The sequence below is a fragment of the Arthrobacter sp. 01N442 genome (assembly GCF_056399345.1).
Genome location: NZ_JBFTRD010000002.1, coordinates 628,523 through 648,987, shown reverse-complemented (window position 1 = coordinate 648,987; position 20,465 = coordinate 628,523). Strand labels below are relative to the sequence as shown.

General features: G+C 67.4%; 17 protein-coding genes. 8 read left to right on the top strand and 9 right to left on the bottom strand.

Features of this window, described 5'->3' with window-relative positions; all coding sequences use genetic code 11:
* The first annotated feature begins 61 nt into the window (after positions 1-61).
* From rraA to AC1DNC_RS05450, 3 genes are all read left to right on the top strand, one after another.
* The gene (rraA, locus tag AC1DNC_RS05460) at positions 62-556 is read left to right on the top strand and encodes a ribonuclease E activity regulator RraA (protein ID WP_476861528.1); all 495 of its coding nucleotides are present in this window, start codon (positions 62-64) and stop codon (positions 554-556) included.
* 138 nt (positions 557-694) lie between these two features.
* Positions 695-2,347 (top strand): MDR family MFS transporter, encoded by a 1,653-nt coding sequence (locus AC1DNC_RS05455; protein WP_476861527.1) that lies wholly within the window; start codon positions 695-697, stop codon positions 2,345-2,347.
* A gap of 170 nt (positions 2,348-2,517) precedes the next feature.
* Positions 2,518-3,957, top strand: a complete 1,440-nt coding sequence (locus tag AC1DNC_RS05450; protein WP_476861526.1) for a sugar porter family MFS transporter — start codon at positions 2,518-2,520, stop codon at positions 3,955-3,957.
* Between the two features lie 81 nt (positions 3,958-4,038).
* Here AC1DNC_RS05450 and AC1DNC_RS05445 read toward each other — a convergent pair whose 3' ends face one another.
* From AC1DNC_RS05445 to AC1DNC_RS05435, 3 genes are all read right to left on the bottom strand, one after another.
* Positions 4,039-5,265 carry an MFS transporter gene (locus AC1DNC_RS05445; RefSeq protein ID WP_476861525.1) on the bottom strand — a complete coding sequence of 409 codons (1,227 nt, stop codon included), beginning with the start codon at positions 5,263-5,265 and terminating at the stop codon, positions 4,039-4,041.
* Between the two features lie 63 nt (positions 5,266-5,328).
* Positions 5,329-5,814, bottom strand: a complete 486-nt coding sequence (locus tag AC1DNC_RS05440) for a MarR family winged helix-turn-helix transcriptional regulator (RefSeq protein ID WP_476861524.1) — start codon at positions 5,812-5,814, stop codon at positions 5,329-5,331.
* 55 nt (positions 5,815-5,869) lie between these two features.
* Positions 5,870-6,391: an N-acetyltransferase family protein gene (locus AC1DNC_RS05435; protein ID WP_476861523.1), complete on the bottom strand. Its 522-nt coding sequence runs from the start codon at positions 6,389-6,391 to the stop codon at positions 5,870-5,872.
* 126 nt (positions 6,392-6,517) lie between these two features.
* On the opposite strand from AC1DNC_RS05435, the gene AC1DNC_RS05430 reads away from it, so the two are divergent.
* On the top strand, positions 6,518-7,981 hold the full coding sequence (locus tag AC1DNC_RS05430) for an amino acid permease (RefSeq protein WP_476861522.1): 1,464 nt from the start codon (positions 6,518-6,520) through the stop codon (positions 7,979-7,981).
* A gap of 193 nt (positions 7,982-8,174) precedes the next feature.
* On the opposite strand, the gene AC1DNC_RS05425 is transcribed toward AC1DNC_RS05430, so the two are convergent.
* The 3 genes from AC1DNC_RS05425 to AC1DNC_RS05415 are packed head-to-tail and all read right to left on the bottom strand — an operon-like array spanning position 8,175 to position 12,094.
* Positions 8,175-9,323, bottom strand: coding sequence for a mannitol-1-phosphate 5-dehydrogenase (locus tag AC1DNC_RS05425; protein WP_476861521.1), 1,149 nt, complete (start codon positions 9,321-9,323; stop codon positions 8,175-8,177).
* The gene (locus tag AC1DNC_RS05420; protein ID WP_476861520.1) at positions 9,323-11,314 is read right to left on the bottom strand and encodes a PTS mannitol transporter subunit IICBA; all 1,992 of its coding nucleotides are present in this window, start codon (positions 11,312-11,314) and stop codon (positions 9,323-9,325) included. Before AC1DNC_RS05420 ends, AC1DNC_RS05425 begins: the two co-directional genes overlap by 1 nt.
* A gap of 54 nt (positions 11,315-11,368) precedes the next feature.
* Positions 11,369-12,094: a TetR/AcrR family transcriptional regulator gene (locus AC1DNC_RS05415; RefSeq protein WP_476861519.1), complete on the bottom strand. Its 726-nt coding sequence runs from the start codon at positions 12,092-12,094 to the stop codon at positions 11,369-11,371.
* 188 nt (positions 12,095-12,282) lie between these two features.
* Here AC1DNC_RS05415 and ptsP point away from each other — a divergent pair, with 188 nt between their 5' ends.
* The 3 genes from ptsP (at position 12,283) to AC1DNC_RS05400 (ending at position 14,842) form a co-directional block, all read left to right on the top strand.
* Complete coding sequence (gene ptsP, locus AC1DNC_RS05410) at positions 12,283-13,968, top strand: phosphoenolpyruvate--protein phosphotransferase (protein WP_476861518.1); 1,686 nt, start codon at positions 12,283-12,285, stop codon at positions 13,966-13,968.
* A gap of 41 nt (positions 13,969-14,009) precedes the next feature.
* Positions 14,010-14,474: a helix-turn-helix domain-containing protein gene (locus AC1DNC_RS05405; protein ID WP_476861517.1), complete on the top strand. Its 465-nt coding sequence runs from the start codon at positions 14,010-14,012 to the stop codon at positions 14,472-14,474.
* A gap of 74 nt (positions 14,475-14,548) precedes the next feature.
* Entirely contained in the window at positions 14,549-14,842 is a 294-nt protein-coding gene (locus AC1DNC_RS05400; RefSeq protein ID WP_476861516.1) for a hypothetical protein, read from the top strand.
* Positions 14,843-14,874: 32 nt separating this feature from the next.
* Here the strand turns inward: AC1DNC_RS05400 and AC1DNC_RS05395 are convergent, their stop codons facing one another.
* Positions 14,875-16,095 (bottom strand): PucR family transcriptional regulator, encoded by a 1,221-nt coding sequence (locus AC1DNC_RS05395; RefSeq protein WP_476861515.1) that lies wholly within the window; start codon positions 16,093-16,095, stop codon positions 14,875-14,877.
* Between the two features lie 244 nt (positions 16,096-16,339).
* Between AC1DNC_RS05395 and ald the strand changes: the two genes are divergently transcribed.
* Entirely contained in the window at positions 16,340-17,458 is a 1,119-nt protein-coding gene (gene ald / locus AC1DNC_RS05390) for an alanine dehydrogenase (RefSeq protein WP_476861514.1), read from the top strand.
* A gap of 79 nt (positions 17,459-17,537) precedes the next feature.
* Here the strand turns inward: ald and AC1DNC_RS05385 are convergent, their stop codons facing one another.
* Positions 17,538-18,623, bottom strand: coding sequence for a Gfo/Idh/MocA family protein (locus tag AC1DNC_RS05385; RefSeq protein WP_476861513.1), 1,086 nt, complete (start codon positions 18,621-18,623; stop codon positions 17,538-17,540).
* A 109-nt stretch (positions 18,624-18,732) separates the two neighbouring features.
* Positions 18,733-20,427, bottom strand: coding sequence for an ABC transporter family substrate-binding protein (locus AC1DNC_RS05380; protein ID WP_476861512.1), 1,695 nt, complete (start codon positions 20,425-20,427; stop codon positions 18,733-18,735).
* Positions 20,428-20,465 lie beyond the last annotated feature (38 nt).

The following is a 20,465-nucleotide window of genomic DNA, read 5'->3' as shown; positions in this document are numbered from 1 at the left end:
AGATCAGTGTTGGCCCAGACTATCGTGGGCATCACGTTATTCACCCGGCCGAGGAGAACCAGTGACCCACTCCCGCACAGAACCCGCCAACCCCGTAAACACCGCCGACCTTTTCGACGAGCGCGGCGCGGAACTGGACTCCATCTCGCTGCAGTTCCACTCCCTCGGCGGCCACACCCATTTCAACGGCCCGGTCCGGACAATCCGCTGCTTCGAAGACAACGCCCTGGTCAAGGCCACGCTGGCGACGCCGGGGAACGGCGCCGTCCTGGTGGTCGACGGCGGCGGCTCGCTGCGCACCGCACTGATGGGGGACATGATCGCGGCGGGCGCCGTCGAGAACGGCTGGGCCGGCGTCGTGATCAACGGTGCCATCCGCGACCGGGTGGCGGTCTCCGGGCTGCCGCTCGGAGTGAAGGCACTCGGCAGCAACCCGCGAAAGAGCGCCAAGGAAGGTGCCGGGGAGGCCGACGTGGAACTGGAGATCGACGGCGTCGCCATCCGTCCGGGCCAGCTGATCTGGTGCGACCCGGACGGGATCCTGCTCGAACGCTGAGCACGGGGACCAGTTAGCGGACCGGTTACCGGGCCAGAGACCGGTCCGGGGTGCGGGCGGGAACAAAGCAGGCCCTAAGATAGTTACTGAAAGCAACCTTCCTGCTTGACCCCATAAAACTTCCCCCTTGGAGCAGTTATGTCCAAAACCACCTCCTCGCGCCTGCCCGGAGAGGTCTTGACCCACCGTCAGACCATCACCGTCATGGTGGGCCTCATGCTCGGCATGTTCCTGTCCTCCCTCGACCAGACCATCGTGTCCACGTCGATCTACACCATCGCGAACGACCTGGACGGCCTCTCGCTGCAGGCCTGGGCGACGACGGCGTACCTGATCACCTCCACGGTGAGCACGCCGCTCTACGGCAAGCTCAGCGATATCTTCGGCCGGCGTCCGCTATACCTCGCGGCGATCCTGATCTTCCTGGCCGGCTCGCTCTACGCAGGCTCGGTCCACTCGATGACCGAACTCGCGATCGCCCGCGGCATCCAGGGCATGGGCGCCGGCGGCCTGCTGGCCCTCGCGCTGACCATCATCGGGGACATCGTGGCCCTGAAGGACCGGGCCAAGTTCCAGGGCTACTTCATGTCCGTCTTCGGCATCTCCTCCGTGCTGGGCCCGGTGATCGGCGGCGCGTTCGCCGGTTCCGCCAACATCCTGGGCTTCGACGGCTGGCGCTGGGTCTTCTTCATCAACATCCCGATCGGCCTGGCTGCCCTCGCCGTCGTTTTCCTCTACCTGCACCTGCCGGCCAAGCACCTCAAGCAGAAGATCGACTACTGGGGTGCCGCCGCCATCACACTGGCAATCGTCCCGCTGCTGCTCGTCGCCGAACAGGGCCGCACCTGGGGCTGGACCTCCACCGGCGCCTTCCTCTGCTACGCGCTCGGCGTCGTCGGCATCATCGCCTTCCTGCTCGCCGAAAAGCGCGCCGGAGACTACGCCCTGATCCCCCTCCGGCTGTTCCAGAACATGACGTTCGGACTCTCCTCGCTGCTGAACTTCATCATCGGCGTGGGTATGTTCGGTGCCATCGCGATGCTGCCGATGTACCTGCAGTTGGTCAAGGGCCTCACCCCCACCGAGGCGGGCCTCATGATGATCACCTTCACGGTGGGCATCCTGACCGGATCCATCACCGCCGGCCGGACCATCTCCGCGTCCGGCACCTACCGGATCTTCCCGATCCTTGGCACCGCCGTGCTGACCGCGGCCGCCGTCGTCATGGGGCTCTCACTGGGTGTGGACACCCCGCTCTGGGTTCCCGGCGCGATTGCCGTGTTCTTCGGCCTCGGCCTGGGCTTCTGCATGCAGCCGCTCACCCTCGCCATGCAGGTTTCGGTTCCGGCCAAGGACATGGGTGTGGGCACCTCCTCCGCCGCCTTCTTCCGCTCGATGGGCGGCGCGGTGGGGACCGCGGTGTTCATCTCGATGCTGTTCAGCCTCGCGGCGGACAAGATCGGCAGCGGGATGAAAGCCGCGGTGCAGAACGCGGATTACCTCAAGGTACTCAAGGACCCGGCCGTTGCCGCCGACCCCGCGAACGCCAAGCTGTACGAGTTCTTCAAGAACGGCGCCAGCAACGACTCGCTGAACGACACCAGCTGGCTGCACACCGCGAACGCCAGCCTGACCCGGCCGATCACCGAGGGATTCGCCCAGTCGATCGACGCCGTGATGCTGACCGCCGCCGTCCTGACCGGCATCGCCTTCCTGATCAGCTTCGCGCTGCCGAACAAGAAGCTCACCGATCCGAAGGCCGCCGCCAAGGAGTCGGTCGCCGCGCACTAGCCGCTCTTGACCCGCGAAACGGCAGGCAGCCTTATGGCTGCCTGCCGTTGGCGGTTAACTGTATGTTTCATCTCACTTTCGAAGTCCTGTGACATGCGCCGCGGCGGTGCCGGTGTAAGACTTGGTAGTTGCGGCGTGAGCCGCGGACCACGAATTGCCGAGGGAGCCACATGACCACCACCCAAGACCAGACCGTCGCCAAGATCCCCAAGCGGGTCATTTGGCTGGCCGTGGCGGGCGCCGTCGGCGGCTTCCTCTTCGGCTTCGATTCCTCGGTCGTCAACGGCGCCGTCGACGCCATCAAGGACGAATTCGCGCTCAGCGAGGCCGTCACCGGGTTCGCCGTCGCGGTCGCCCTGCTGGGCTGCGCTGCCGGTGCCTACCTGGCCGGCAAGGTCGCGGACCGCTACGGCCGCATCCCCGCCATGAAGCTCGGGGCCCTGCTGTTCCTGGTCAGCGCCTTCGGCACCGGCTTCGCCTTCGGCGTCTGGGACCTGATCTTCTGGCGCCTCATCGGCGGCCTGGGCATCGGCCTCGCCTCGGTGATCGCCCCCGCCTACATCTCCGAGATTTCGCCGCGCCACGTCCGCGGCCGCCTGGCATCGCTGCAGCAGCTCGCCATCACCACCGGTATCTTCGCCGCGCTGCTCTCCGACGCCCTGTTCGCCAACTTCGCCGGCGGCGCCGACCAGGCCCTGTGGTTCGGCGTCGAGGCCTGGCGCTGGATGTTCGTCGCCGCGGCCGTCCCCGCCGTCGTCTACGGCTGGATCGCCTTCACGCTTCCCGAATCGCCGCGGTTCCTGGTGTTCAAGGGCAAGGATGAGGAAGCCCTCAAGGTCTTCGAGTCCATCGCCCCGAACGAGGACACGGACCGCCACCTGCGCGACATCAAGAAGGCCATCGAGGAGGACAAGCTCGCGGGCCAGAAGGGCTCACTGCGCGGCAAGGCCCTGGGCCTGCAGCCGGTGGTGTGGATCGGCATCATCCTGTCCGTGCTGCAGCAGTTCGTCGGCATCAACGTGATCTTCTACTACTCCACGACGCTCTGGAAGGCGGTGGGCTTCCAGGAGAAGGACTCGCTCACCATCTCCGTGGCGACCGCCATCACCAACATCCTGGTGACCCTCGTGGCCATCGCGCTGGTGGACCGGATCGGCCGCCGCCCCATCATGCTGGCGGGCTCCATCGGCATGGCCGCCTCGCTGGCGACCATGGCCTTCGCGTTCGGTTCCGCCACCGGCTCCGGCGACGCGATCACGCTCCCGGGCGCCTGGGGCCCGGCCGCCCTGGTGGCCGCCAACGTCTTCGTCATCAGCTTCGGTGCCTCCTGGGGCCCGCTGGTCTGGGTGCTGCTGGGTGAGATCTTCCCGTCCCGCATCCGCGCCCGCGCCCTGGGCCTGGCCGCGGCTGCCCAGTGGATCGCCAACTTCGCCATCACCCTGAGCTTCCCCGTGATGGCGGCCGCCTCGCTGCCCCTGACGTATGCCATGTACGCCTTGTTTGCGGCGGCGTCGTTCTTCTTCGTGATGTTCAAGGTGCCGGAGACCAACGGCATGGCGCTTGAGCACGCGGAGACGCTGTTCGTGCCGAAGGGCTCCGCCAAGAAGTAACCCCGGCAGCGCAAGCGCCGACAACTGAGGCCCATGTTCCGCGGAACATGGGCCTCAGTTTTTTTGTTGCTGCGGGACGCCTTAGACCAGGTGCGGCTCGTGCGAGCTCAGGTAGCGGCGTCCGACCAGGACCACCACGATCGCCAGCGCCATGGCCACGGCCGCGGCGAAGAACGGAACCTGGGGCCCGAAGTGCTCACCCAGCTGCGCGGCGGCAAACGGTGCCAGCGCCCCGCCCATCCAGCGCACGAAGTTGTACCCGGCGGACGCCACCGGCCGGGGCGAATCCGAAACACCCATGGCCAGCTCGGTGTAGATCGTGTTGTTGATCCCCAGCAGCGCGCCGGAAACCACCACCAGGACGACGACGGCGGGCACCGAGTGCCCCGCGGCCAAACCGAGGCCGGCCAGGTCCAGGAGCAGCAGCGCCAGGGTGCCGCTGAGTACCCGGACGGCGCCGAAGCGGCGCTGCAGAGCAGGGGCTACGAACACCGAGAAGACGGCCACGGCGACACCCCAGCCGAAGAAGACGCCCCCGATTCCGTAGGCATCCATCCCCAGGATGAAGGGCGTGAAGGCGAGGATGGTGAAGAAGCCGTAGTTGTAGAACAGCCCGCTGGCCGCCGTCGTCCGCAGGCCCTTGTGGCCCAGTGCCAGCAGCGGGTCCCGGAGCCGGACCTTCCGCTCGGGCAGCGGGGTCTTGGGCAGCAGGGCAACAAGTGCGATGAAGGCCGAGGCCATCAGCACCGCGGTGCCGAAGAACGGGGCACGCCACTGCCAGCCGCCGAGCAGGGCGCCCAGCAGGGGCCCGAGCGAGATTCCCAGTCCCAGGGCCGCCTCGTAGAGGATGATCGCGGTTCCGGCGCCGCCGCTGGCGACGCCGACAATCACGGCCAGGGCGGTGGCGACGAAGAGCGCGTTGCCCAGGCCCCAGCCGGCGCGGAAGCCGACCAACTCGCTCACGCTGCCGGAAAGGCCGGACAGGGAGGCGAAGACCACGATGATGGCGAGACCGGCCAGCAGCGTGCGCTTGCCGCCGATCCGGGAGGAGACGAAGCCGGTGATCAGCATGGCGATGGCGGTGACCATGAAGTAGCTGGTGAAGAGCAGGGACACCTGGCTGGGGGTGGCCTCGAGGTTCTTGGCGATGGCGGGCAGGATGGGGTCCACCAGCCCGATCCCCATGAAGGCGAAGACCGCCGCGAGGGCCGTGGCCCAGACCGCCTTGGGCTGCTTGAGTAGCGAGGCCTTTTCGGCCTCAAGGGTTGATGTTGCTTCCGGCGCGGGCGCCGTGAGCTGGCCGTCCATGGAGGGCGCTCCTAAGGTTGTGGTTCGTTCTGTCGTTTTCCCGGCAGGCCGCAGGCCCGGCTGTCAGGGCTGGAGGGTCTCGTTGATCTTGCCGATCACCGGGATGGCGGCCGCGAGGGCCTGCCGTTCCGTGTCCGTGAGTGAACCGAGGATCCCTGCCATGACCGCGTTGCGGCGGGCGTTGGCGGATTCGACGGCGGCGTGCCCCTCGACGGTGAGCTTGACGCGGACGGCCCGGGAGTCTGCCGGATCCGCCTCGCGCCGGACCAGCCCGGCACGTTCGAGCTTGATGATCTGCTCGGTGGCGCTCGGAACCTTGACCCCGAGGTTGCGCGCAATGTCGCCGACCCGCACGCCGCTGGTCTCGGGACTGTCCGCGCGGCCGGTCCCCGCCCTGTCCAGCAGCATCTTGAGCGTGCTGAGCTGGGCGGCCGTGAGCTCGCCGTCCGCGTCCAGTCGCCGCACCAGGTAGATACTGTGGCGCAGGGCCTCGCGGAAATCTCCGGCGAGGGTCAGCAGGCCGGCGTCCGCCGTCGGTTCTTCACTCATAGTTAGGTAGCCTAACAGTTAGGGTACCTAAGAGTCAATGGTGGCGGTGTGGGCTTCAGAGGAGGAGCTTCATGCCCTCGTGGCTGGCCGCGAAACCCAGCCGTTCATAGAAACGATGGGCCGCCGTCCGTGATTTGTCCGTGGTGAGCTGCACCAGGGAGCACCCCCGCCGGCGCGACTCTTCTAGCGCCCACTGCACCATCGCGGCCCCGACCCCCTGGCCCCGCAGCTCGCCGGCGACCCGTACGGCCTCGAGCTGCGCCCGCCACGATCCACGCCGGGAGAGGCCCGGGAGGAAGCTGAGCTGGAAGGTCGCCACCACGCGGGCGCCCGCGCCGTCCGCCGGAGTCAGGTCCCCTACCAGCAGCAGGTGGGCGGGGTCGGCGTCGATCGCGGCAAAGGCCGCCTCATAGGGCGCCAGCTCCGCGGTGTCCTCGCGCGAGGACCCCAATTGGTCGTCGGCGAGCAGTCGCAGAATGGCCGGCAGGTCCGCCCGGGCTGCGCGGCGCAGCCGGAACGTCCCGGCGTCGACGCCGAATGTTAGCAGTGCGGTCGGACCGGCCGAATTTGAAGTCACCTGCCCAGCTTGCCATGACGCCGCGGCGACCCCTCGATATCGCACCACGATTTCCAAAGCTGTACTTTGGGAAGGCTGATTTGTAACCGCCGTCACCTTCGGCGGACCACACTAAGGATTGTTGACATGCCCGAACAGACAACCGCGGAGCAGCGAACTGCCTCCAGCCGGGACAGCGAGCCCCACCTTGCACGCTCGCTGAGTAACCGGCACATCCAGCTGCTGGCCATCGGCGGCGCCATCGGCACCGGCCTCTTCATGGGCTCCGGCAAGACCATCTCCGTCGCCGGACCGTCCGTGATCTTCGTGTACATGATCATCGGCTTCATGCTGTTCTTCGTGATGCGCGCCATGGGCCAACTGCTGCTCTCCAACCTGAACTACAAGTCCTTCAGCGACTTCGCCGGCGACCTGCTGGGACCCTGGGCCGGCTTCTTCACCGGCTGGACCTACTGGTTCTGCTGGGTGGTCACCGGCGTGGCCGACGTGATCGCGATCGCCGGCTACGCCGAGCAGCTCTGGCCCGGCATCCAGCTGTGGGTCCCGGGAATTGCGACCATCATCATCCTGCTGCTGCTGAACCTGCCGACCGTGAAAGCCTTCGGCGAGACTGAGTTCTGGTTCGCGCTGATCAAGATCGTGGCCATCGTGGCGCTGATCGCCGTGGGCCTGGTCATGATCTTCACCGGCTTCCAGTCCAATGCCGGCACCGCCAGCTTCAGCAACCTGTGGAGCCACGGCGGCTTCTTCCCCAAGGAGTTCATGGGCTTCGTGGCCGGCTTCCAGATCGCCGTGTTCGCCTTCGTGGGCATCGAGCTGGTGGGCACCGCCGCGGCCGAGACCAAGAACCCGGAGCACAACCTGCCCCGCGCCATCAACGCCATCCCGCTGCGCGTCATGCTCTTCTACGTCGGCGCCCTGATCATCCTGATGTCCGTCACCCCGTGGACCGGCTTCAAGGCCGGCCAGAGCCCCTTCATCGCGATGTTCTCCCTCGCCGGGCTCGGCATGGCCGCCACGGTGGTGAACCTCGTCGTGCTGACCTCCGCGATGTCCTCGGCCAACTCCGGCATCTACTCCACCTCCCGGATGGTCTACGGCCTGGCCAACGACGGCGACGCGCCCAAGCTCTTCGGCCGCCTCTCCAGCCGCAAGGTCCCGCAGAATGCCCTGTTCCTCTCCTGCGTGCTGCTGCTCGCCGGCGTCGCGCTGCTGTATGCCGGCAAGGACGTGGGCGTGGCCTTCGACATGGTCACCACCGTGTCCGCCGTCTGCTTCATGTTTGTCTGGAGCATCATCCTGGCCAGCTACCTGGTGTTCCGGAAGCGCCGGCCGGAGCTGCACACGGCGTCCTCGTTCAAGATGCCCGGCGGCATCCCGATGGTGTGGGTCGTGTTCGCGTTCTTCGCGTTCCTGGTCTGGGCCCTCACCACGCAGCCGGACACCCTCGTGGCCCTGCTGGTCACGCCGCTCTGGTTCGCGGCCCTGGGCGCGGCCTTCGCCGTCGTACGCCGCTCGCCGCTGCACCAGGCGCGCGTCGCCGAGTGGAAGGCGATGGCCGACGCCGAAACGGCCGCCTCCCGCTCCTGACGCTCCCTCAGCTCCGGGGCGCGCGGGGGCGACCTTCCCTCAGCTTCGGCCGATCCAGGGGCGACGCTCCCTCAGCTCCGGCGCTTAAATGAAGGACCCTCTCTCACATGATGTGAGGGAGGGTCCGTCGTTTTTCCGCCAAACGTGAGGGAGCGTCGGTCATAAACCCGCCAAACGTGAGGGAGGATCGGGGCTAGACGGCGGCCTTGGCCTCCTCGACGAGGGCACGGACGGCCGGGTACAGCGGGTGGCCCGCATCGAGGCCGGTGATCTTCGTCGTGGCGTCCTCCGGGGTCGAGGAGTTCAAGAGCTGCGCGAGTTCCACCGCCTCGGCGTCGGCCGGGTCGTTGAACCGCAGGGCCGCGGCGATCGCACCGAGGAGTGCCTCGGGGACGATCCCGCGCTCGGCGAGCTCCGCTGCAGGTCCGATGAAGCGCTCGTGCCGGCTCAGCTTCCGCAACGGCGCCCGCCCCACCCGGTTCACCGTGTCGGGGAGGTGCGGGTTGGAGAAGCGGCCGAGGATCTTCTGCACGTAGGCTTCCTGTTCCTCCCGGTTGAAGCCGTGCTTGGCCACCAGCAGTTCCTTGGTCTCGTCGAGCACCGCGCGCACATCGGCGGCGACGTCCTGGTCCGCCATGGCCTCCGAGATCTTGCCCAGCCCGGCTTCGAAACCGAAGTACGCGGCCGAGGCGTGCCCGGTGTTCACGGTGAACAGCTTCCGCTCGATGTATGGCGCCAGGTCGTCCACGAAGGTCGCCCCCGGAATCACCGGCTCCCGGCCCTTGAATGGGGTGCGGTCAATGACCCACTCGTAGAACGTCTCCACCGTGACGTCCAGGCCCTGGCCGGCCTCCTGGTTGGGAACGATCCGGTCCACCGCCGTGTTGGCGAACACGGCGGCGTCGTCCAGGGAACCGGCGGCCGGATCCCACTGCGCGGCAATTTCGGACTTCAGGATGTCGGTCGCGTTGATGGCGTTCTCGCAGGCCATCACCTGCAGCGGCGCCAGTCCCGCTGCCCGCGCCGCGATCCCCTTGGCGATCACGGGTGCCACGAACTTGAGGATGTGTGGGCCCACCGCGGTGGTGACGATGTCCGCCGTCGCGATTTCCGCGACGACGTCGGCTTCCTGGGTGCCCGAGTTCAGCGCGCGGAAGTTGTCCACCGTCCGCACAGCCGGGTTGTCCCCCACCTCGTGGACCTGGTAGCTGTCCGCCGCGGCGAGCTGGGTAATGAGGGCGTCCGCGACATCCGCGAACACCACCTCATACCCGGCCTCGTGCAGCAGCAGCCCGACGAATCCACGGCCGATGTTTCCGGCTCCGAAATGAACAGCCTTCACTAGGAATTTACCTTTCCAAACAGGTCGAGCACTTCGTCGACGGTGGTGGCCGCCTCGAGTTGCGCGACCTGTGCCTTGTTGGTGAAGACCTTGGCGATCGAGGACAGGATCTGGAGGTGCTCGTTGTTGATGCCGGCGACGCCGACGACGAACTTGACCTCCTTGCCGTTCCAGTCGATGCCGTCCGGGTAGCGGACCACGGACACCGCGGACTTCATGATGTGGTCCTTGGCAGCGTTGGTGCCGTGCGGGATCGCAAGGTAGCTGCCCATGTAGGTGGAGACGGATTCCTCGCGCTCGTGCATGGCGTCCAGGTAGCCGGAGTCGACGGCGCCGCGGTCCAGCAGCAGCCGGCCCGCCTCGTCGATCGCGGCATCACGGGTGGTTGCCGTGCCGCTGAGGATCACACTGTCGGCCACCAGGATGCCCGAAGGGCCCGCGCCGTTTTCCGGTTCCGCCTCGGCCGCAGGGGCCGTAGCCACGGCCGTGCCGGCTCCTGCAGCGCCCGCGCCCGCCATCGCACCGGACGCGTCGGCCGGGGCGTTGCTGCTCTTGACCAGTTCCACAATCTCGTCGTACTTCGGCGAGTTCATGAAGTTGTCCACCGAGACGTGGACGGCGCTGGAGGTCGCCGGCTTGGCCCGTTCGGTCAGGTCCTGGTGCGTGATGACGACGTCATAGGTGTCGGAAAGGTTCGCGATCGCGGAGTTGGTGACCTTGACGTCCGGGTAGCCGGCGGCCTTGATCTTGTTCCGCAGCACGGAGGCGCCCATGGCGGACGAGCCCATCCCGGCGTCGCAGGCGAAGACGATGTTCTTGACCGGCCCGGCCAGCACCGCGACACCGCCGGCACCCGCGCCGGCACCGGTGAGGGCGGAGGAGACCGAGGACTTCTTGCCCTTCATGCTCTCCATCCGGGTGGTCGCGGCGCCAAGCTCATCCCCTTCGACGTCCTTGCTGGCCTTGAGGATGACCGAGGCGATCAGGAAGGACACGGTGGCGGCGAGCAGGACTGAAAGCGCCACGCCGAAGAAGCTGTCCGCGGGGGTGGCAGCGAACACGGCGATGATGCTGCCCGGGGCGGCCGGCGAGCGCAGGCCCGCGCCGGTCAGGACGAGGGTGAAGATGCCGGTCATGCCGCCGCCGATCGCGGCGAGGATGATGATCGGCTTCATCAGCACGTACGGGAAATAGATCTCGTGGATGCCGCCGACGAACTGGATCAGCGCGGCGCCGGGGGCCGAGGCCTTGGCCATGCCCTTGCCGAAGATCATGTAGGCGAGCAGGATGCCGACGCCGGGGCCGGGGTTGGCCTCAAGCAGGAACAGGATGGACTTGCCCTGGGCGAGCGCCTGCTCGGTGCCCAGCGGGGTCAGGATGCCGTGGTTGACGGCGTTGTTCAGGAACAGCACCTTGGCCGGTTCGATGAAGATGCTCGTGAAGGGCAGCAGGCCGTTGTTGACCAGGAACTCGACGACGGCGCTGGCACCGTTGCTGAAGGCCTTCACCACCGGCCCGATCACCAGCATGCCGAAGATGGCCATGACCGCGGCGACGATGCCGGCCGTGAAGTTGTCGATCAGCATCTCGAAGCCGGGCTTGACCTTGTTCTCCCAGAGGCTTTCGAGCTTCTTCATGATCCAGGCCGTCAGCGGGCCCATGATCATCGCGCCGATGAACATGGGGATGTCAGTGCCGACGATCACGCCCATGGTGGCGGCCGCGCCGACGACGCCGCCGCGGACGCCGTAGACCATGCGCCCGCCCGTGTAGCCGATCAGGAGCGGCAGCAGGAAGGTGATCATCGGGCCGACCAGCTTGGCCAGTTCCTCGTTGGGGGTGAAGCCCGCCGGGATGAAGAAGGCGGTAATAATGCCCCAGGCGATGAACGCGCCGATGTTGGGCATGATCATGCCGGACAGGAAGGTGCCGAACTTCTGGACGCCGACCCGCATGCTGGTCCGTGGTTTTGCAACTGTCTCTGTTGCCATCTGATTTCCTAACCGTTGTTCCTGCTGCACCGCAGGATTGTCCGATATTTCGAGCTAGCTGGTGGAACTGGTGGAGATCCGGTGGAGCCATTCGAGAAAAAGCTTGAGTTCGGAGCTGGAAAGCTGGTCCGAGTGCGAGGCCTGCAGCGCCGCATTCAGCGCGATCGCCGCCACCACGACCGGGGATTTTCCGGAATCCGGCGCGGTTTCCCGTGCCTGCTCCGTGGAGACCGCAAAGAGCATCGCATCGCGGGTCATGGCGGAGAGCTCAAGGTTCCGCTCCGGCGCCTTCTCCGTGATGAGCATGAGGGTCACGCCGACGTTGGCGGCCAGGATGCTCCTCGCCGCCTCCCTGGGCGGGACGTTGAGCTGGCCCGCGACGGCAGCCTTGTTCAGCATTTCCTCCATGAGCGCCTCCGCGTCGGCGACGACGGCGGGTCGGCTCTCGGGGCGGATGTTGCCGAACATGACGAGGTACAGCTCCGGCTGCTTGAGACCGAACTGCACGTGCTGGTCCCACATCCGGCGGATATCCTCCAGCGGCTGCCCGGAGGGGGCGAAGTCGCGTTCGCCCGCCACATATTCCTCGAACCCCGCGGCTACGACGGCGTCAAACAGCCCCTCCTTGTCACCGAAGTGGTGGTAGAGGGTTGGGGCGGTCACCCCCGCCAACTGCGTGATCTGGCGTGTGGAAACCGCGGCTCCCCCGGACTTGGCCAGCAATCCCGCGGCTGCACGCAGCAGCCGGGTTTTGGGCGGTAGCTGGCCATCGATACTCATAACCGCTACCCTAGCACCTATAGCAACGCTATATGAAGTGCATCACATACACTTTTTTCAGCTCGGCTTTCAGGTGCAACGGGTTGCGGGTTGACGCAGCGGACCGCCGCAGGAAATCTAGGATCTAGCGGTCCAATGGCGGCACCTGGACTGATTTACTGGCTCACGGCAGAGAATGAGGACTTTCAGTGCAGAACTTCCAAGGAGTAGGCGTCAGCCCCGGCCGGATCATCGGCACCATCCGCCAGATGCCGAAACCGGTCAGTGAGCCGCCGGCGGGCGAACAGCTTCCGGCCGGCGTCTCCGCCGAGGAAGCCACGGCGGCGCTGAAGGCGGCGGCGAAGGCTGTGCACGACGAGCTGAAGGCGCGGTCCGAGACGGTCAGCGGCGACGGCAAGGCCGTACTGGAAGCCACCGCGCTGATGGCCACGGACACCATGCTGCTGAAGTCCGCCGCCAAACTGATTGGCCGCGGCGCCTCCAACCAGCGCGCCATCTGGGAAGCCGGCGCGTCCGTCTCGGAGATGCTGCATAACCTGGGCGGTTACATGGCCGAGCGGGCTACCGACGTCCTGGACGTGCGGGCGAGGATCGTGGCCGAGCTGCGCGGCGTCCCGGCCCCGGGCATCCCCGCCTCCAGCACCCCGTTCATCCTGATTGCCGAGGACCTGGCCCCCGCGGACACCGCCACGCTGGACCCGGAGAAGGTGCTGGCACTGCTTACCGCCGGCGGCGGTCCGCAGTCCCACACGGCGATCATCGCCCGCTCCCTGGGCCTGCCCGCCGTGGTCGCGGCCGCCGGGGTTGACGCCCTTCCGGACGGCACCGAAGTCTACGTTGACGGGGCCGCCGGCACCATCACGGCTGATCCCGACGACACCCAGCGGGACGCCGCGGAGCACTGGGCCGCCACCGCGTCGCTGCTGGCGGACTTTGACGGCAACGGCACGACGGCGGACGGCCACCTGGTGCCGCTGCTGGCCAACGTCGGCGGCGGCAAGGACGCCGTGGCCGCTGCCGGGCTCAACGCCCAGGGCGTGGGCCTGTTCCGCACAGAGTTCTGCTTCCTCGAACGCGACACCGAGCCCTCCGTGGAGGAGCAGGCGGCCGCGTACAAGGGCGTCTTCGATGCCTTCCCGGGCAAAAAGGTGGTGCTCCGAACCCTCGACGCCGGCGCGGACAAGCCGCTCCCGTTCCTGACCGACGCCACCGAGCCGAATCCGGCCCTCGGCGTCCGCGGCTACCGGACCGACTTCACCACCCCCGGCGTGCTGGAACGCCAGCTGCAGGCGATCGCCCGCGCGGAGCAGGAATCCGAGGCCGACGTCTGGGTGATGGCACCGATGATTTCGACGGCCGAGGAAGCCGCACGCTTCGCCTCCCTGTGCGCTGCTGCCGGGATCAAGACCCCCGGCGTCATGGTGGAGGTGCCGTCGGCAGCCCTGACCGCCGAGGCAATCCTCCGCGAGGTGTCCTTTGCGAGCCTCGGCACCAACGACCTCACCCAGTACGCCATGGCCGCGGACCGCCAGCTCGGTCCGCTTGCCGCGCTGAACACCCCGTGGCAGCCGGCCGTGCTCCGGCTGGTGGGCCTCACGGTCGAGGGCTCCGCCGCGGAAGGCCACGGCAAACCGGTGGGCGTGTGCGGCGAGGCGGCGGCAGACCCGGCCCTCGCCGTCGTGCTGACCGGACTGGGCGTGAACACCCTCTCCATGACGGCACGTTCCATCGCCGCCGTGGCCGCGGTGCTGAAGACGGTGACCCTGGCCGAGGCGCAGGAACTGGCCAAGCTGGCCCTTTCCGCCCCGAGCGCCACCGAGGCGCGCGCCTGGGTCCGTGCCAAGTTGCCGGTGCTCGAAGAACTGGGCCTGTAACCGGAGCGCGGGCCCGCACCCGGGGCGCTAGGATGCACTCCATGACACTGATTGCTCCCCGGGTGACCGCCGGGCTCCCGGCCGAGGACGCACAAAAACTCCAGTACGCGCTCAACGGCAGCAACGACATCACGGTCTTTGTCGACGGCACCGTCCACCGCCTGCCGCCCGCCGCCAGGGAAGCCGTCGTCGACCTGCTGGGCCGGTTCAGCCGGGGCGAGTCTGTCACCGTCAGCAGTGTGGAGGAGATGCTGACCACTTCGAAGGCGGCGGAGCTGGCGGGAATCTCGCACACGTACCTGCGGAACATGACGGACCGCGGCGAGATCCCGGTCGAGTACCGCGGGACCCACCGGCGGATCCGGCTGGCCGACATCATGGCCTGGCTGGAGACGCAGAAGAAGAAAACGGCCGCGGAAAAAGCCTCTGCCGCGGCCGCCGGGGGCGACTCCTCCTCGCACGGCTCTTCCGACGGCGCCGATGACGGCGGCGCGGATGCTTCGTGACGGCGTGATAAGGATCAAACAACGATCGGGTTCCGGCGCGGAAACGCGGCAGAGGCCGGGGTTACGCTTGAATTGTGGGTAAGTTCAGAGGGTGGCACATCCTGGCCGGCATCGCCGCCATGGTGCTCACCGGCATCCTCGGAACGGTGATGGGACTGAACAACACCGCGGCCTTCATGGCCAGCTGCGTCGCGTTCGTGGCCGTTGCCCTGTGGACCGACAGCCGGATCTCCCGCCGCAGGCGGGAAACAGCGCGGGAAACAGCGCGGGAAGCAGCGCGCGAAACGTCGGGGCCGACGGCGCGGGAGACAGCGCAGCCCCCCGCCCCCGGCCAGGACCGGAATTCCGCCCTCCGCGAGGACCGCTAGCGGCGGCCGCCTCGAACGCTGACCCCCGGCGCCTAGATCCTTGGCCTCCCGGCCCACCGCCGCGCCTTCAGTGCTGCGTGCAGTTCCAGCCGGACCATTCCCTTGAGCGGATCGACGCCCAGCACCTGGCGTATCCGGCCTAGCCGGTTGTAGACGCTGCTCCGGTGTAGGTGCAGCTTGGCCGCAACCTCCTGGACCGAACTGTCGTTGTCGTAGAAAAGCTCCAGTACCGGCAGCAGCTCACCGTTCCGGTCGTGGTCCTCCAGCATCCGGAAATAGACGGAACCCGCGTCGGCCCACGCGCCCGCGCCGCCGCCCGCCGAGGCCAGCAGCTGGTACAGGCCGGTGGCGCGGCAATCCACGAGTTCGCCAAGCTGGGGGTCCACCGCCGCGGCCTGCGCCGCCTGGCGGGACTGCCGGTACGCTTCGGCCAGTTCGCGCGGCCGGGAGAACCCCTCGGAGGTACCCAGGATGATCCGGCGGACCGGACGGCCCGCACGCTTGGCCAGCTCCAGCTGGTAATGGACCAGCACCTGGGCGTGGTCGGCCCGGCCGGTGGACTCCTTGAACAGCACCACGGCATGCGTCTCGGTCCCGGCGCTGAAGAGTGCGGCGTCCACGCCGATGGTGGCCTGCAGCGCGGCGGAACGGTGGATCAGGGTGGAGGCGATCGGGTCCGAGCCCTCGGCCCAGCCGTCGGCGTCGAGGACGGTCACCAGCTGCCAGGGTCCGCGGCCCTGCACTTCCTTCCAGCCCGCGACGGCGGCGACGGCGTTCGCTTCGCCACGGCAGGCGGCGAGGAACTCCTGCTCGCGCCGGCGGCGGAACTCGGATTCGGCAGTGTTGGAGTCCAGGAGCAGGGCGGAGAGCTCCTCCAGCTCGCGCGCCACCTCCGGCAGTTGGGCCAGGACGGTGCTGGCGGTGGGCTCCTCGGCGTCGAGCTGGACCCAGAGGTAGCCCACCCGGAATCCGCGCACCAGCAGGGGAACACAGACTCGGCCCAGCATTCCCAGCTCCTCGTTGGCCGGCACCACCACCGGCCGGACCGCCGTCGCGATGCCATGCGAGAGCTGCCAGGCGCTGACGTCCACCGCGACGCGCTTGCTGAGCAGGAAGTTCACCCGGACCCGGTCCGCCTGGGACTGGTTGGAGCTGTAGGCGAGCAGGACGCCGTCGAGGTCTTCAAGCGAGAGCCCGCGCCCGAGCCGGAGGGCCACGCGCTCCACGAGCTGCTCTACATCCTGCTGCTGCATGCTGCCACATTACTGCCCCGCGGGTCCCGGCGCCGAACAGGGCGGCTACGGACAGCAGGCGACACCTGACGCCCGCTGGTTCGACATTTGTCGAGGCGGGTTTTCTGAAATCCCCGGAAACACGGGGGTGGAGCGTACTCCGCGTCCAGCCTCCCTGTCGCCTGCCTCACAGCCGGACCTATTCTGGAAATACGACTTCCCCCGTACACCCGGCCCGCGCGGCCACCAGCACTGGAGCCCAAAAATGATCATCGGTGTCCCCAAAGAGATCAAGAACAACGAATTCCGCGTTGCCATCACGGCCGCCGGCGTGCACGAGTTCCGCCACCACGGCCACACCGTCCTGGTGGAGCGCGGCGCAGGCCTGGGCTCCGGCATCACGGATGAGGAATACGCCATCGCAGGGGCAGAGATCGTTGCCGAGGCCGACGATGTGTGGTCCCGCGCCGATATGGTCATGAAGGTCAAGGAGCCGGTCAAGGCCGAATACCACCGCTTCCGCAAGGGCCTGATCCTCTTCACCTACCTGCACCTGGCCGCAGAGCCGGAACTGACCCAGGAACTCATCAACTCCGGCGTCACCGCTATCGCCTACGAGACCGTGCAGGAAGGCCGTTCGCTGCCGCTGCTGGCCCCGATGTCCGAGGTCGCCGGCCGCCTGTCCGTCCAGGTCGGCGCCACTTCGCTGATGGCTCCGGCCGGCGGCAAGGGTGTGCTGCTCGGCGGCGTCCCGGGCGTCCGCCCGGCCAAGGTCGTTGTCCTGGGCGCCGGGGTGGCCGGCACCAACGCCGCCGCCATGGCCCTGGGCCTCGGCGCCGACGTCACCATCCTGGACATCAACATCAACCGCCTGCGCGAGCTGGACGCCCAGTACCAGGGCCGCCTGAAGACCGTCGCATCCAACGCCTACGAGATCGAAAAGTCGGTCGTCGACGCCGACCTCGTTATCGGCTCCGTGCTGATCCCCGGTGCCAAGGCCCCGAAGCTGGTCACCAACGAGCTCGTCTCCCGGATGAAGCCCGGCTCGGTGCTGGTGGACATTGCGGTGGACCAGGGCGGCTGCTTCGAGGACACGCACCCCACCACGCACCAGGAACCGACGTACAAGGTCCACAACACGATCTTCTACTGCGTGGCCAACATGCCCGGCGCCGTGCCCAACACTTCCACCTACGCACTGACCAACGTCACGCTGCGCTACGCCGTCTCGCTGGCCAACCTCGGCGTCAAGGCCGCGTTCGAGCGCGACGCGGCCCTCGCAGCCGGCCTCAATATCGCTGGCGGCAAGGTGGCGCACCGCTCGGTTTCCGAGGCGCACAACCTGCCCCTCGTCGCCGACTGGCACGAGCTGGTCTCCGCCTAAGCTCCACCCACCCATCGGCTGCTCCGTAACCGCCCTTTTGGACCCCCAAAACGGCAGTTGCGGAGCAGTCGATGGCTGTTTAACCCAGTTCCCGCGCCCGTTCGATGAGTTTGAGGACTTCGACGGCGTCGGCGGGATCCACCGGGAGCGGCCGGTGTGATCTTGCGCCGCCGTCGGCGATTTTCTCGGCAAGGAGCCGGTAGAACTCCGGATAGGCACCGCGCTCGGTGGGCAGCCGGTCCAAGTGGCCGTCGCGGCCCAGCTGCCCGGCCCAGCCGGTGTCCTCCACCCCGTACGCCGCGTCCAGCGGGCTGCCGCCGGCGGCGAGATAGGGTTCCTGCGGGTCCACGCCGTGCTTGGTGAAGCCGCCTTCGCTGCCCAGCAGACGGAAGCGCGGGCCCTGCTGCGCGCAGAGCAGGTTCATCGAGAGGTGGCTGGTCACCCCGGAATCGTGCCGGAGGGCCACGAACACGTCGTCGTCCGACCGTTCGCCGGGACGGCGGGCCGCCAGCTCCGCGTGGACCACGGTGCCGGGACCGAAAAGCTGCACGGCCTGGTCCAGCAGATGCGTGCCGAGGTCGAACAGCACCCCGCCGCCCTCGTCCGGGGTGGCCGCCGCCTTCCACGCCTTCGTGACAGTGGGCGCCCAGCGCTCAAAGCGTGATTCAAACCGGGTCAGGGTGCCCAGGACGCCGCTCTCCAGCAGGGCGCGGACGGTCAGGAAGTCCCCGTCCCAGCGCCGGTTCTGGAAGACGGTGAGCACCCGTCCCAGCCGTGCTGCGAGCTCGATCAGCTCCTGGCCCTCGGCGCTGCGCACCGTGAAGGGCTTGTCGACGACGACGTCGAGGCCCGCCTCCAGCGCGGCCTTGGCGAGCGGATAGTGGGTGGCCGGCGGCGTTCCCAGCACCAGCAGGTCAAGTTGGCCGGCGAGCTCGACGATCCCGTCCGGGGTATCGACAATCCTGGCCGACGGGTAGGCGGCGGCCGCCGCCGCTTTCCTGCCGGCGTCGGAGGTGGACACGACGTCGAGGGAAAAGGCCGGGTTGGCCGCGATCAGCGGCGCGTGGAAGGCGCTGCCGGAGAGGCCGAAGCCTGCGATTGCGGTGCGGATCCGGGCCAGTTCAGGCGGTGCGGCGGGGGCGGAGCGGGCGGGAACGGAGGTCATTCCTCCACGCTACCCGCCGACGCTCCCTCAGGTCCGGCAACAATTCGGGCGACGCTCCCCCACGAAGTGAGGGAGCGCCGCCCGAAAAGCCGCTATACGTGAGGGAGCGTTACTTCTGCCAGCCGACCAGGCTCCAGTCCGGGGTCTGGAACAGGGACGCGCCGTAGTTGGCAAGGCCCGTGTGTGCGAAGTAGATCTGCGGGCCGTTCATGATGACGCCCATGGAGTAGTACTTCGCCATGTGCTTCTTTTCGACGTCCATGGCGGCCTTGTTGCGCTGGGCATCGTCCTGGATGGAAGCGAGGTCCTTGATTTCCTTGTCCAGTTCGGCGTCGCCGAGCTGGTTCTCGTTGGTCTTGGAATCGTAGAACTGCTTCACGCCCGAGGTTGCGTCGGCGCCCACGGTGTAGCCGCTGATGGTGAGCTGGAAGTCGCGGCTGCCCACAACCTTGCCGAAATCGGCGTCGCCGCGCTGATCGATGCCGACCTCCATGCCGGCGGCCTGGAGCTGCTTCTGCAGGGTCTGCACCGTGGCCAGCGAGGTGGGATCGTCACCGAAGTTGGTGATCTTGAAGGAGACGGGCTTGCCGGCCTTCTCCATGACACCCTTGGCGTTGGGGGCGTAGCCGGCCTCGGTCAGGACCTTCTTGGCAGCATCGGCGCCGGTGTCCTTGACCGGGTAGTTGTCCTGGTAGTACTTGGAGAACGGCATCAGCATCATCGATCCTGAGCTTTCCTCTTCCCAGTTCAGGCCACCGAAGCGTACGGCGCGGATGGCCGGACGGTCGACGGCGGTGAAGATTGCCTTGCGGACGGCGACGTCGGTCAGCGGGGCCTTGAGGGCGTTGAGGTTCAGGCCACCGGCGAAGAGACGCTGGCCGCGGCGGACCTCGGAGTTCTTGGAGCCTTCAAGCTGCTTGTACTTGGTCAGCGTGCGGCCGTCAGCCATGTCGATTTCGCCGTTCTTGAACGCGGCGATCTCGGCGCTGGCCTCGAGCTGGCGGAACACAACCTTGTCCAGGACCGGCTTCTGGCCCCACCACTTGTCGTTCGGGACCATGGTCACGGTCTTGGCCGCGGAGTCGAACTTGTCGACCTTGAACGGGCCGGCCATCCACTCCGGGTGCATCTGGCCGGAGAAACCGGTGTTGAAGAGCTCCGGGGTGTTGACGGTCTGCGGGATGAAGCCGCCGAAGATGTCGCTCAGCGGGTAAACCGGCTGGGTGGTGGTGGCAATGACTTCCTTGTCGTTGCTGCCGGCCTTGACGGAGTCGATGAACTCGTAGGCACCGGACGAGACAATGTCGATGTCCTTGTTCTTGCCGTTGAGCATCTTCCAGGTGTTCACGAAGGTTGCGGCGTTGATGGGGGTGCCATCGTTGTACATAGCCTTCGGGTTGATCTTGACCGTGATGGTCTGCTTGCCGTCCTTGACTTCGCTCTTGAAATCTTCGCAGAAGTTCTTGTTCAGGTTCGCGGTGCCGTCGAAGTCCAGCTTCCAGCAGCCCACGTAGCCGGCTTCGTCGATCGGGTAGTGCAGCTCGGTGTTGTCCGCGGAGTTGCCCGCGTTGGAGAAGCCGTTGAAGTCCGGGCCGATGTTGCCGACCGGCAGCGTGACGGTGCCGCCCTGCTTCAGTTCGTCGGCCTTCTTGGCGTTGACGCTGATGAGCTTGTTGATGTCGCCGGACGAATCCTGGGCCTTGGCGCTCTCGGCGGTCGTGGTCGCGCCGCCTCCGCCACAGCCGGTCAGGGCGAGGGCTGCCGCTACGGCGGCCACCCCGCCGATCCTGGTCAGATTCTTCATAATGATCCCCTTCATTCTTGGTGCGAGTTGTGGTTCAG

Coding starts and splice junctions, on each gene's coding strand:
- AC1DNC_RS05450 (WP_476861526.1), top strand. CDS start 2,518: ATGACCACCACCCAAGACCAGACCGTCGCCAAGATCCCCAAGCGGGTC.
- AC1DNC_RS05430 (WP_476861522.1), top strand. CDS start 6,518: ATGCCCGAACAGACAACCGCGGAGCAGCGAACTGCCTCCAGCCGGGAC.
- ald (WP_476861514.1), top strand. CDS start 16,340: ATGATCATCGGTGTCCCCAAAGAGATCAAGAACAACGAATTCCGCGTT.
- AC1DNC_RS05405 (WP_476861517.1), top strand. CDS start 14,010: ATGACACTGATTGCTCCCCGGGTGACCGCCGGGCTCCCGGCCGAGGAC.
- AC1DNC_RS05395 (WP_476861515.1), bottom strand. CDS start 16,095: ATGCAGCAGCAGGATGTAGAGCAGCTCGTGGAGCGCGTGGCCCTCCGG.
- AC1DNC_RS05415 (WP_476861519.1), bottom strand. CDS start 12,094: ATGAGTATCGATGGCCAGCTACCGCCCAAAACCCGGCTGCTGCGTGCA.
- AC1DNC_RS05440 (WP_476861524.1), bottom strand. CDS start 5,814: ATGAGTGAAGAACCGACGGCGGACGCCGGCCTGCTGACCCTCGCCGGA.
- AC1DNC_RS05455 (WP_476861527.1), top strand. CDS start 695: ATGTCCAAAACCACCTCCTCGCGCCTGCCCGGAGAGGTCTTGACCCAC.
- AC1DNC_RS05445 (WP_476861525.1), bottom strand. CDS start 5,265: ATGGACGGCCAGCTCACGGCGCCCGCGCCGGAAGCAACATCAACCCTT.
- AC1DNC_RS05385 (WP_476861513.1), bottom strand. CDS start 18,623: ATGACCTCCGTTCCCGCCCGCTCCGCCCCCGCCGCACCGCCTGAACTG.
- AC1DNC_RS05420 (WP_476861520.1), bottom strand. CDS start 11,314: ATGGCAACAGAGACAGTTGCAAAACCACGGACCAGCATGCGGGTCGGC.
- AC1DNC_RS05380 (WP_476861512.1), bottom strand. CDS start 20,427: ATGAAGAATCTGACCAGGATCGGCGGGGTGGCCGCCGTAGCGGCAGCC.